10 protein-coding genes are annotated in these 12,090 nt (G+C 53.8%); 8 read left to right on the forward strand and 2 right to left on the reverse strand.

Features of this window, described 5'->3' with window-relative positions:
* Window positions 1-47: 47 nt before the first annotated feature.
* The 6 genes from HY879_26870 (at window position 48) to HY879_26895 (ending at window position 6,589) form a co-directional block, all read left to right on the forward strand.
* Window positions 48-944, forward strand: a complete 897-nt coding sequence (locus HY879_26870) for a branched-chain amino acid ABC transporter permease (GenBank protein ID MBI5606969.1) — start codon at window positions 48-50, stop codon at window positions 942-944.
* Window positions 941-1,882: a branched-chain amino acid ABC transporter permease gene (locus HY879_26875; GenBank protein ID MBI5606970.1), complete on the forward strand. Its 942-nt coding sequence runs from the start codon at window positions 941-943 to the stop codon at window positions 1,880-1,882. Before HY879_26870 ends, HY879_26875 begins: the two co-directional genes overlap by 4 nt.
* Window position 1,883: 1 nt before the next feature.
* Window positions 1,884-2,699, forward strand: a complete 816-nt coding sequence (locus tag HY879_26880) for an ABC transporter ATP-binding protein (GenBank protein MBI5606971.1) — start codon at window positions 1,884-1,886, stop codon at window positions 2,697-2,699.
* Window positions 2,686-3,333 carry an ATP-binding cassette domain-containing protein gene (locus tag HY879_26885; protein ID MBI5606972.1) on the forward strand — a complete coding sequence of 216 codons (648 nt, stop codon included), beginning with the start codon at window positions 2,686-2,688 and terminating at the stop codon, window positions 3,331-3,333. The genes HY879_26880 and HY879_26885 overlap by 14 nt, the downstream gene beginning before the upstream one ends.
* Window positions 3,334-3,508: 175 nt before the next feature.
* Window positions 3,509-4,666 carry an iron-containing alcohol dehydrogenase gene (locus HY879_26890; protein ID MBI5606973.1) on the forward strand — a complete coding sequence of 386 codons (1,158 nt, stop codon included), beginning with the start codon at window positions 3,509-3,511 and terminating at the stop codon, window positions 4,664-4,666.
* 168 nt (window positions 4,667-4,834) lie between these two features.
* The gene (locus HY879_26895) at window positions 4,835-6,589 is read left to right on the forward strand and encodes an aldehyde ferredoxin oxidoreductase family protein (protein ID MBI5606974.1); all 1,755 of its coding nucleotides are present in this window, start codon (window positions 4,835-4,837) and stop codon (window positions 6,587-6,589) included.
* On the opposite strand, the gene HY879_26900 is transcribed toward HY879_26895, so the two are convergent.
* Window positions 6,555-9,671: an efflux RND transporter permease subunit gene (locus HY879_26900; protein MBI5606975.1), complete on the reverse strand. Its 3,117-nt coding sequence runs from the start codon at window positions 9,669-9,671 to the stop codon at window positions 6,555-6,557. The two genes, HY879_26895 and HY879_26900, sit on opposite strands and share 35 nt — an antisense overlap.
* Entirely contained in the window at window positions 9,668-10,846 is a 1,179-nt protein-coding gene (locus tag HY879_26905; GenBank protein MBI5606976.1) for an efflux RND transporter periplasmic adaptor subunit, read from the reverse strand. Before HY879_26905 ends, HY879_26900 begins: the two co-directional genes overlap by 4 nt.
* Before the next feature lie 321 nt (window positions 10,847-11,167).
* Here HY879_26905 and HY879_26910 point away from each other — a divergent pair, with 321 nt between their 5' ends.
* On the forward strand, window positions 11,168-11,704 hold the full coding sequence (locus tag HY879_26910) for a DUF4337 domain-containing protein (GenBank protein MBI5606977.1): 537 nt from the start codon (window positions 11,168-11,170) through the stop codon (window positions 11,702-11,704).
* Window positions 11,705-12,090, forward strand: a 386-nt coding sequence (gene arfB, locus HY879_26915) for an aminoacyl-tRNA hydrolase (GenBank protein MBI5606978.1), incomplete at its 3' end; no start/stop codon positions are given.

Here is a 12,090-nt window from a genome sequence, read left to right on the forward strand (position 1 = left end):
GGGGACCGGGGTGCAACCCGGCCCCCCAAGCAGGAGTGTCCTAAATCATGAGCGATCTGCTGACTGTCCTGGTGGACGGGATACTGTATTCTTCCTGGTTGTTTATCATCGCCGTGGGTCTCACCCTTATTTACGGCGTCATGAAGATCCTCAACATGGCCCATGGCAGCCTTTATGCATTAGGGGCTTACGCCGCCGCATCCCTGGCCGGCTATTGGCTGAACCATGGCTACGCCCCATTGGGCAGCTACGGCATGCTGGCCCTGGCTGCGGTCATTGTCGGGTTGGTGATGGGGCCGCTGATCGAGCGGGGGCTTTTACGTTTTATGTACGGGAAAGATGAAATCCTCCTTTTGATCGTGACCTTCGCCCTGTTCCTGATCCTGGAAGATGTGATCAAACTGATCTGGGGGGTTGACCCCTTTTTCATCTCCGAGCCCTATGGACTCCTGGGCAGCCTCGATTTTGCCGGTTTAAGCTACCCGGCCTATAACCTCATCATGATCGGTGTCTCCCTGGCCTCGGGAATCGGCCTGCTGTGGATCCTCCAGTACACCAGACAGGGCAAGCTACTCCTGGCCGTGATTCATGACCGGGAGGTCAGTCTGGCCATGGGCATCAATGTGAATCGCTTTTACTTGATCACCTTTACCGCCGGGGCCATGCTGGCGGCCATCGGCGGGGCCTTTACGGCCCCGACGGTCTCGGTGGTGCCCGGTATGGGCGTCGAGGTGATCGTCCTGGCCTTTGCCGTGGTAGTGATCGGCGGACTGGGGAGTCTTCAAGGGGCCGCCCTGGGGGCCTTGATCGTCGGGCTGGTACGATCGACGGCTGTCCATTACCTGCCGGAAATCGAGCTGTTCAGCATCTATCTGGTTATGGCCCTGGTCCTTCTTTTAAAACCTCAAGGATTATACAGTGCCATGGAGGCCCGTAAGATATGAAGCGCATGGATTATACTTTTCGGATATTGACAGGGGCCTTGGCGGCCTTGCTGGTCATCGGTCCTTTCCTGCCCCAATGGATGCTATTCCAGGTAACCGTTTCCTTCGGCAAAGGGCTGGTCGTTTTAGGCTTGTTGTTGTTGCTGCGCACCGGCCTGGTATCCTTCGGTCAGGGACTCTATTATTGTCTGGGGGCCTACACGGCGGGAAGCCTGGGGTTATCCCTGGGTTTGACCGATGCGGTTTTGTCGCTCCTTTGCGGGGCGGCGGTAGCCGGTTTTATCGCCTTCATCCTGGGTTTTCTCCTGGCCAACTACCGGGGTATATTCTTCGCCATGTTAAGTCTGGCTTTTTCGATGATCCTTTACGGCTTATTAGTCAAAACCGCCTTCCTGGGGAGTACGGACGGCTTCAATGTCGGGGTCCCCACCCTCTTCGGATTCATGTTTTCCGGCCGCTGGGTGCGCTATGCCGTTTATGCCCTGGCCTGCCTGACTGTCTTTCTGGCGGCCCTAATCATGAACCGTTATCTGAAGACGTCTTTAGGACGCCTGTCTCCGGCCATTAAAGACAACGAAATCCGGGTGGAATACATGGGGGCCTCGGTACGTCGGGCCATCCATATCAAATATGTGATTGCCGCTATCCTGGCCGGAGCAGGAGGGGCCTTGACGGCCATTACCATAGGCCATATCGATCCGGAAATGGCTTACTGGACGACCTCCGGGGAATTTGTCTTCATCACCATCCTGGGCGGCACCGGCAATGTCCTGGCCCCCTTCCTCGGATCCCTGATTTTTGAATCGATCCGCAGCTTCGCCTACGAGTATTCGCCCAATACCTGGCAGATGGTTCTGGGCGCGGCCCTGCTGTTGGTCATCATCTTCCTGCCCGCCGGGTTATGGTCTGTTTTTCAAGCCCGTCAAAGGAGAGTCTGATATGGAAGCCCTGCCGATTCTGGAAGCTCAAGGACTGCGCAAAAGTTTTGGGGCCGTCACAGCGGCCTGGGATATTTCCGCTGCCATCCGGAAGGATACCGTGGTCGGTCTGATCGGGGCCAACGGCGCCGGCAAGACCACTTTCATCAACATGATTACCGGATACTTAAAACCCAGCTCGGGGACGATTCACTTTCAAGGCCGTGACATTACCCCCCTCCCGCCGAGAGAGATTACCCGGCTGGGGGTCTGCCGGTCCTTTCAAATCCCCCAGCTCTATGATTCCCTTTCCGTGGAAGACAATATCCTGGTCGGTCTGGGTATTGTTTCCCGGATGAGCAAAAAATCTTTGTTTTCCCGGGCTCCCCGACATATTCCGGGTCATCAGGGCAGCGCCCCGGAGGTGGCCGAATCGATTATGGAACGCTTCAGTCTGATCGATTACCGGGACAAACCGGCCCATGTCCTGCCGGGAGGGATCCGTAAGCTTTTGGATATCGCTATGTCCATGGTGGGAAAACCGCAAATCATGATGCTCGATGAACCGACCAGCGGAATCAACGCCGACCAGAAATTCGATATGATGGATATGATCATGGAGGCCTTACGGGTCGAAGGGGTTACCGTTCTTTTTGTGGAACACGACATGGATATCGTCAGCCGCTATTCCGACCGCATCCTGGCCTTCTACGAAGGACGGGTGATCGCCGATGGGGGGCCGGAGGCTGTACTGTCCGACAGCCAGGTGCGTCAATATGTGATCGGGGGGGATGGTAAAAAGAAGGCAGGAGGGGGGCCCGGAAATGCTCAAAATTAAAGATCTGAATGTTTCCATCCAGTCGGTCAGGATCTTGCGGGGTGTTGATCTGGAGCTGCCTACCGGGGCCGTAGCCGGACTGATCGGCCGTAACGGGGCCGGTAAAACGACCCTGATGCGCAGCATCATGGGACTACTCCCTTCCAGCAGCGGTCTGGTCGAGTTTGACGGCCATCAGTTAAGAGAACTGCCGGCCTATGGCCGGACCCGTCTTGGAATCGGGTACATGCCGGAGGAACGGCGTCTTATTCCGGAATTGACCGTAGAGGAGAATATCCTCCTGCCCGCCTGGGCCATCGGCACAAACGAAGGACCAAAGCGCCTGGAGAAGATCTATCAGATGATCCCGGAAGTAAAGACCTTTGCCAAAAGGAAGGCCATGGAACTGTCCGGGGGGCAGCAGAAACTGGTAGCCCTCGGCCGGGCCTTGATGTGCGGCCACAATCTTCTGCTGCTCGATGAACCTTTTGAAGGGGTGGCCCCGGCCTTGTCCCAACGCCTGGTGGAGGTGGTGGGAGAATTAATCAAAGAAGGGCTTTCGGTTATCCTTTCTGAATCCAACCTGCAGCATTCCACGGATATGCTGGACCGGGTCTTCCGGATAGACCGGGGGGTGGTGGTTCAGGAGGAGTAGGAACTGGTTGCAGGTTACTGGTTGCTGGTTACTGGTTACTCGATAAAACAACTTTCATACGGGGTTGCTGGAAAATCATTTTTTTTCTATCCAGTATCCAGTAACAAGTAACGAGCAACCAGCAACGGGTAACGAGCAACAAGCACGAAATTCAGTAAAGTTTAGGAGAAAACCTATGCCGAACATATTATTTCGGACCACGCCCCGTATTCTGATGGGTCCGGGGTCTATCGACCAGATCGGTCCGGAGGTCAAGGCCCTGAAGGGGAAAAAGGTCCTTATCGTGACGGACCCGGGGATCATTCAGGCCGGACTCCTGGATCAGGTGCTGCCCCCTTTAGGAAAAGCGGGGATCGCCCAGGCCCTTTTTGACGGCGTCGAGCCTGACCCCCCCATTGAGGTCGTAGACCAGGCCCTGGCCCAATTGAAAAAAGAGCAGTGCGATTCGGTCATCGGGCTGGGTGGGGGCAGTTCCCTGGATATTGCCAAGCTGGTGGCGGCCATGGCCGTCAATCCCGGGCATATTTCCGATTACTTCGGAGTGGACCTGTTGGTCCGGCCCGGCCTGCCTTTGATAGCTGTTCCCACTACAGCCGGGACCGGGAGCGAAGTCACCCCTATTGCCATCCTTTCGGATCAGGCCGAGCATCTCAAAAAAGGGGTGGTTTCCAGCTATCTTTTCCCTGGGCTGGCCCTCCTGGATCCTATCCTGACTCTTGGGGTCCCCCCGATGGTTACGGCTTTCACCGGCATGGACGCCTTGATTCATGCCATCGAAGCCTTTACTTCGGTTAATGCCAATTCCCTGACCGATCATTTGGCCTTCCGGGCCATTGAATTAACCTCCGGGAATCTATTGACCGCCTATGCCCGCGGCGAAGATCCGGAGGCCCGTTCAAAAATGCTGGAAGGCAGTTTACTCGCCGGGATGGCCTTTGCCAATGCCGGGGTAACGGCCGTCCATGCCTTTGCCTATCCCCTGGGCGGTGCCTTTCATCATATTTCTCATGGTCTGGCCAATTCCATTATGCTGCCTCATGTCTTCCGTTTTAATATGCTGGGGAATCTCCCTAAATTCGCCGAGATTTCTTTGGCCCTGGGCATTTCAACCGAAGACCTGACCGACCGGCAGGCTGCTGAAGAGGGTCTGGAGGTTATTGAAGAGTTGATGATCGATCTAAACATTCCGCTCCGACTAAGGGATCTCCAGGTTCCGGAGGAGGCTATCCCGGAAATGGCTCAAGGGGTGATGAAGGTAACCCGTCTTTTGGCCAACAATCCCCGAAGGATTACCCTCGAGGATGCCGAACGCATTTACCGGGCGGCCTGGTAAAAGAAAAGCAGGGTTCCAGGGATCAAGGATTCCAGGGGTCGAGTGGGGGACGATTTCTAATAAATTCACTCGAACCCTTGGCCCCTTGAATCCTTGAATCCTCATCGGACATTGTAAATGGCTATCATGAAAAACTAAAAAATCACTGTATAGGTTAGAGGGAATATCATGAAAGGTTTTTTTAATCGCGTTTTAAAAATTGATGTCGGGGAACAATCTTTTTCCATTCAGGAAATATCCGATCAGGATTTGGAACAGGGTCTGGGCGGCAAGGGCCTGGGAACCCGTTTATTGATGGCCAATAACCCGGCCGGGGTGGACCCCCTGGCAGCGGATAATCACCTGATCATCGCCGTCGGTCCGGTTACCGACAGCCCAATTTACGGATCCTGTCGTCACGGAATCTTCACCAAGAGCCCCCAAACCGGATTTTATGCCGAATCCTATTCCGGTGGAAAGGCCGCAGAAAGCATCAGCCGGACCGGATATGATGCCATCCTCATCCGTGGCGTTTCCAAGGAGCCCGTTTTTTTGGAGATCAACGATGAAACGGTGCATTTTCACCCGGCCCAGGATCTATGGGGACTGGATACCTATGCCGCCGAAGATGAAGTATTAAAACGGATCGGTAAAAAACGGATGGGCACCCCGGCTGAAAGGGCTGCGGCCCTGGTGATCGGTCCGGCCGGGGAAAACCTGGTCCGTTTTTCGGTGATCGAAAACGACTACTGGCGATCGGCCGGCCGCACCGGTACCGGGGCGGTTATGGGATCCAAAAAAATCAAGGCCCTTTGTTTTTATGGTCTCCAAAAACGCCCCCTGGCCTTTCCGGATGAGGTCAAAGCCTTTGCCCAGGAAATTTTGGAAAAAGGCAAGACCGATGCCGGGGTGGCCAATTACCGGAAGATGGGGACCCCCATGATGGTCGGGGTCTTAAATAAGGCCCAGGCCTTTCCGACCCAGTACTGGTCCAAAGGGGTTCTGGAGGGCTGGGAAGCCATTGGGGCGGACAGCCTCCACGAACGCTGTGAAGTCCAACCCCGGGCCTGCGCCCGCTGTTTTATCGCCTGTGGCCGATTGAGCAAGGTCAAGGAAGGCCCCCATAAAGGGATGACCCTGGAAGGTCCTGAATACGAGACCATCTATGCCTTCGGTGGTTTGTGCCTCATCAAAAGCATCGAAGACATCCTGTATTTAAATGATATCTGCGACCGTCTCGGATTGGATACCATCACGGCCGGGAATCTGGCCGGCCTGGCCATTGAGGCCTCTAAGCGGGGAAAGATTCCGGAAAAAATAGAATACGGCGATGTGCCGGCCATTGCGGCTCTGTTGAAACAAATAGCTTATCGACAGGGCATTGGGGCCGTTCTGGCCGAGGGGATCAAAACAGCCGCCGCCGAGTGGGGGCTGGAAGATATCGCGATTCATGTTAAAGGGCTGGAGCCTGCCGGTTATGACCCCCGGGTGCTCAAAGGCGTGGGCCTGGGCTATGCCACTTCGGACCGGGGGGCCTGCCATCTACGGGCCACTTTTTACAAACCTGAACTTTCCAGGATGATCGATCCGGACCAGCTCGAGGGCAAAGCCGAATTGTTCATTGACTTCGAGGATCGGCTTTGCCTGTTCGACACCCTGATCCTTTGCCGTTTTTACCGGGACCTTTATCCCTGGCCGGAACTGTCCCGGATCATCCACATGACTACCGGATTGACCTGGGGTAAGGAAGAGATCCATCAAATGGCCAACCGGGTCATTACCCTGTGCCGGGAATTTAATCTGCGGGAGGGCATGACCCCTGACCTGGATGCACTCCCCGTGCGTTTCCACAAAGAGGCCCTGCCGGAGAGCGGCAAAGTGATCACCGAAGACGAACTAAACTATCTGGTTAAGGATTATTATCGGTTGAGGGGGTGGAATTAGTATTTTCCTTCCCTCTCCATTTCTTGATCTTACTTTGAAAGGACTCCATATAAAGATAAAAGACCGGGGTGATGTAAAGGGTTAAGAGTTGGGAAAAGACCAGGCCCCCGACCACGGCCAGACCCAAGGGACGGCGGGATTCGGCCCCGGCCCCGAAACCCAGGGCGATCGGCAAGGTGCCCATAAAGGCCGCCATGGTGGTCATCATGATGGGCCGGAAACGGACCAGGCAGCCCTGGTAGATGGCATCAAAGGGACTCTTGCCTTCATTGCGCTGGGCCGCCAGGGCGAAATCGATCATCATGATGGCATTTTTCTTGACGATACCGATCAGCATGATGATCCCCACAAAGGCATAAATACTCAGATCCTGGCCGAAGATCAGCAGGGTGATCAGGGCTCCGATGGCGGCCGAAGGCAGACCGGAGAGGATGGTCAAGGGATGGATGAAACTTTCATAGAGTATTCCCAGGATAATGTAGATCAAAAGGACGGCCAGGACCAGGAGAAGCCACAAACCCTTGAGTGAGGATTGAAAGGCCTGGGCCGTGCCCTGAAAACTGGTGCTGATGGTTGAAGGCAGGACGGTGCGGGCCGTTTTTTCAACGACGGCAACCGCTTCTCCCAGGGCCACCCCCGGTTTCAGGTTAAAAGAAAGGGTGACTGAAGGGAGCTGACCGGAATGGTTGACCGAGAGCGGTCCCACCCCCCAACTCAATTTGGCCACCGAGTCTATGGGGACCAGTTGGTTTTTGGAGGAGCGGATATAGAGCAGGGATAAGGCTGCCGGGTCCATCTGGTATTCAGGCTCCAGTTCCATGATGACCTGGTAGGCGTTGTTGGCCGCATAAATGGTCGAGATCTGCCGGGACCCGTAGGCCGAGTAAAGGGCGTCTTCAATTTGTTGGGCCGTAACCCCCAGGGTCATGGCCTTGTCCCGGTCGATCTCTATGTTGATCTGGGGGTTTTTAAGCTGGATATCACTGGTGACATCCTGGAGTTCCGGCAAGGCCCTCAGCCGGGATTCAAAAATGGCCCCGTGGCGATACAGTTCCCTGGTGTTGGGGCTTTGGAGGGTAAATTGATACAGGGCCTTGGTCAGCCGGCCTCCGACGTTAATAACCGGAGGGTTGATGAGGAAAATCTGAATGCCCGGGACCTTGGCCAGTTTGGGCCGTAACTGTTGAATCACCTGATCGGCACTCAGTTTTCGTTCGGAACGGTCTTTGAGGCGGATGAACATCCGGCCGGTATTACCGGTCTGATTCGGGCCGCCGGATCCGACCGTTGAATTATAGGCCTTCACATTGGGGTCTTCACGTACAATCCTGGCCAGGGCTTGCTGATGCCGGATCATATCCTCAAAGGAAATCCCCTGGGCCGCCTCGGAGGAAGCTAAAATCTGGCCCGTGTCCTCACTGGGGATGAACCCCTTGGGAACGACCTGAAAAAGATAAAAGGTGGCCAGCAGGGTGAGCAGGGTAACCACCATGGTGGCCCGGCGATGGGTTAAGACCTTCTTTAAACTCCAATCGTAGACCTGAAGCATCCCGTTAAAGAAACGCTCGAAAAACCAATAAAGACGTCCGTGCTGCTGGGCTTCCGGGGGTTTAAGGAAGCGGCTGCACAGCATGGGGGTCAGGCTCAAAGAGACAAACCCCGAAACCAGGATAGCCACGGCAATGACCACGGCGAATTCCTGAAGCAGCCGGCCCAGGATTCCACCCATGAAGAGGACCGGGATAAAAACAGTGGCCAGGGACAGGGTCATGGACAGGATGGTAAAACTGATTTCTTTGGATCCGTTAAGGGCGGCTTGAAGCCTGGGCTCACCTTTCTCCATATGACGGACATTGTTCTCCAGCATGACAATGGCGTCATCGACTACGAACCCAACGGCCAGAATCAGGGCCATCAGGGAAAGGTTGTCGAGGCTGTAATTCAGCAGACTCATGACCGCAAAGGTGGCGATAATGGACATGGGTAAGGCCAGGCTGGGGATGATGGTGGCCGAAATGTTACGGAGAAAGAGAAAAATGACCAGGACCACCAGGAAGATGGTCAATATCAGGGTAAACTTGACATCATTCACCGAATGGCGGATCGATTCAGAACGATCATAGAGGATATCCAGGTTGACCGAGGCCGGCAATTGGGCACGAAAAGTGGGCAACAGTTTTTTAATGGAATCGACCACCTCGATGGTGTTGGTTCCCGGTTGGCGTTGAATGGCCAGGACAATGGCCCTCCGGTCTTTATACCAACTGGCGATTTTATTATTCTCAACGCCATCGATAACCCGGCCGATATCCTGGAGGCGCACCGGAGAACCATTCCGGTAAGCGGTGATGACCGGGCGATAGGCTTCGGCATTGTTTAACTGGCCGGTGGCCTGAACCGTGAAGGCCTTGTGCTGCCCATATAAAGTGCCGGTCGGCAGGTTGACGTTACTGGATTGGACGGCTGCGGACACTTCATCGATCCCAATAGCCCGGGAAGCCATAGCCTGGGGATTGAGTTGGATCCGGACCGCATATTTCTGAGAGCCGAAAACCGAAACCTGGGCCACCCCGCTGATCATGGAAATGCGTTGGGCCATGATGGTCTGGCCGTATTCATCAATAGTGTAAAGGGGGAGGAGCGTCGAGTTAAGAGACAAATAGAGTACCGGTTGATCGGCCGGGTTGACCTTTCGATAAAAAGGCGGGGTGGGCATGTCTTTAGGGAGCAAGCGGGCGGCCCGGGCGATGGCCGACTGAACATCCTGGGCCGCGGCATCAATATTCCGATCCAGGCTGAACTGGAGGGTGATCTGGGTAGCCCCCAGGGCATTGGATGAATTCATGGAATCCAATCCGGCGATGGTCGAGAATTCCTTTTCCAAAGGGGTGGCCACGGCCGAGGCCATGGTATCGGGGTTGGCCCCGGGCAGATTAGCCGTTACCAGGATGGTCGGGAAATCCACATTGGGGAGGTCACTCACCGGCAAACGCAGATAACCCATGATCCCGAAAAGGAGGATGCCGATCATGACCAGGGTGGTCATGATCGGCCGACGGATAAATATTTCAGCGATATTCATGGACGGGGGGCCCCTTTCCCCTCCGGCCCTTTTTTAATCTGGACTTTGGTTCCGGAAACAAGTTGAAACTGACCGTCCGTGACCACGGTTTCCCCGGCCTTAAGCCCTTTTTCAATAACGGTCTGGCCATTGAGGCTTCGGTTGATCACCACCGGACGGGATTCGGCGGTGAGGTCCGGTCTGATTACAAAGACATATTGTCCCTCCAGACCGGTTTGGATGGCCTGGGAAGGGACGATCAAGGTGTTCGCTTGGGTCGTTAAGGCCAAAATGATGTTGACAAACTGGCCGGGCCACAACCTTTTTTCTTTGTTGGAAAAGGTTCCCTTGATGCGGATCGTGCCGGTCGTTTTATCCACCATATTATCGATAAAGGTAACCACCCCTTCTTCAGGCTGTTCCTGGTCCTTGGGAATAACCGCCTTTATTTTGAGTTTTCCGGCCGACGAATATTTTTTTATATCGGCCAGATTCTGTTCCGGCAGGGAAAAAGAACAAAAGATAGGCTGGATCTGGTTAATGACCACCATATTTTTATTGTCATCGTTGGCCTTGATCATATTGCCCTTATCGGCCAACAAAGTCCCGGTCCGTCCGGAAATGGGGGCCCGGATAGAACAGTAGGCGACTTGCAAACGGGCGGTTTCCACCGCCGCCTGGTCGGCCTTGATCTGGGCCTTAAAGGCCTCCAGATTGGTCACGGACTGATCGTATTGTTCCCGGCTGATAAATTCCTTTTTAATTAAGTCTGCATAACGCCGGAGATCCTCTTCAGCCTTACTGGCCAGGGCCACATTTCGGGCCAGGTTGGCCTGGGCCTTTTTCAGGTCGGCCTCGAAGGGGGCAGGATCGATGGTAAAGAGCAAGGTCCCCTGGGAAACGTCCTGACCTTCCCGAAAATGGACCTGTTTCAGTTCCCCGGTGACGCGGGATTTGATGGAAACCGTTGCAAAAGGTTCGACATTTCCAATGGCCGTCAGTTGCACCGGGACCGTCTTTTCCTCGACGAGACTCACGGTAACCGGCACCACCTTTTCCCTTTTCATTTTTGAAGGGTCGTTCTTTTTATCAGAGCAGGCCAGGAGACCCAGGAAACCAAAAAGAACCAGGGTCAGGCAGAAACTTTTCCGCCTAGCGGCAAGGTTTATGGGAATGAATGGGAAGGGTCTGATCATAGGGACTCCTTTTTCGAAGATCCTGACGGTATAAGATTTTGAATTCTAATGAATTATACAAAGAATTGTCAAAAGTTATTTTCAAACCATTAATTATTAAGCCTCATGCCCCGTTAGAGCACCAGGAAGGACGAAATTATCTTTTGTCCGGCATCGATTTTAATGGTTTATTGCTTACTTTGAGCTTTCAGCCATGAGCTTTGAGCTTTAATCTATTTTCGAACTATGGTATATTCCCCTGCGTAGTCCGTAATAATGCATCTTCCTCTTTCCCGTTTTACCTGGAATCCCTTAATTTTACAGGAGGTTATGCTAATATCTATGGCGGAAGAAAAAAAGGAAAAATGGCTCAATTACCTGGCCCTGACCACGGTCATCCTGGCCGTATGTGCCACCTTATCGACTTTTAGAGGCGGCAGTTTTTCGACCCGTTCGGTCCTGAGTCAATCGCAGGCCGCCAACCAGTGGGCCTACTTTCAGTCCAAGAGCATCAAAGGGTATCTCTATGAACTTCAAAAAGAAAAATTGGAGCTCGAGTTGAAAGCCCTCGAACCCAGGTCCTCCCAGACCCTGAATGATGCTTATAGCAGTAAGATAGAATTTTATACCAAAAAGTTAAATAAATACACCAAAGAAAAGGCGGCCATTGAAAAAGAGGCCCGAAATTTTGAAGCCATCCGGGATGCCGCCCAGAAGCATTCCCAGGCCTTTGGGGTAGCCGTCATTTATCTCCAGATTGCCATTCTACTCTCCTCCATAGCTGCTTTAATGAAGAAAAAACCGGTCTGGATCCTTGGGTCGGTCATCGGGGCCTGGGGGATAATTAACTTTTTGAATGGCTTTTGGCTTTTTATGTAAATGGACTCAGAAACCGGCCGGATTAGAATTACGGATTTTCTTTCCATCCCCGAGAAGGAGTTGATCTTTACCGCCTCCCGCAGCGGTGGCCCGGGGGGGCAGAACGTCAACAAGGTCAGCACCCGTATCACTCTCTGGTTCGATGTCCTTAAATCCCCGAGTCTTTCGGAGGAGGCCAAAGAACTGATCCTCAAAAAACTCCCAACCCGTATTAATAAAGCGGGCTTATTGTGGATTACCGTTCAGCAGACCCGAAGTCAGGCGGACAACCGGGAACTGGCCAAATCAAGACTGGGTGAACTGTTACGACAGGCCCTGGAAAAACCCCGTTTAAGAAAGAAAACCCGGATTCCCTGGGGCGTTCAGGAACAACGGATCACTGAAAA

It is taken from the genome of Deltaproteobacteria bacterium (genome assembly GCA_016219225.1).
Classification (GTDB): Bacteria; Desulfobacterota; RBG-13-43-22; order RBG-13-43-22; family RBG-13-43-22; genus RBG-13-43-22.

Excerpts from the sequence above, each read along its gene's own strand:
- HY879_26870 (MBI5606969.1), top strand. The coding sequence starts at position 48 with ATGAGCGATCTGCTGACTGTCCTGGTGGACGGGATACTGTATTCTTCC.
- HY879_26875 (MBI5606970.1), top strand. The coding sequence starts at position 941 with ATGAAGCGCATGGATTATACTTTTCGGATATTGACAGGGGCCTTGGCG.
- HY879_26880 (MBI5606971.1), top strand. The coding sequence starts at position 1,884 with ATGGAAGCCCTGCCGATTCTGGAAGCTCAAGGACTGCGCAAAAGTTTT.
- HY879_26885 (MBI5606972.1), top strand. The coding sequence starts at position 2,686 with ATGCTCAAAATTAAAGATCTGAATGTTTCCATCCAGTCGGTCAGGATC.
- HY879_26890 (MBI5606973.1), top strand. The coding sequence starts at position 3,509 with ATGCCGAACATATTATTTCGGACCACGCCCCGTATTCTGATGGGTCCG.
- HY879_26895 (MBI5606974.1), top strand. The coding sequence starts at position 4,835 with ATGAAAGGTTTTTTTAATCGCGTTTTAAAAATTGATGTCGGGGAACAA.
- HY879_26900 (MBI5606975.1), bottom strand. The coding sequence starts at position 9,671 with ATGAATATCGCTGAAATATTTATCCGTCGGCCGATCATGACCACCCTG.
- HY879_26905 (MBI5606976.1), bottom strand. The coding sequence starts at position 10,846 with ATGATCAGACCCTTCCCATTCATTCCCATAAACCTTGCCGCTAGGCGG.
- HY879_26910 (MBI5606977.1), top strand. The coding sequence starts at position 11,168 with ATGGCGGAAGAAAAAAAGGAAAAATGGCTCAATTACCTGGCCCTGACC.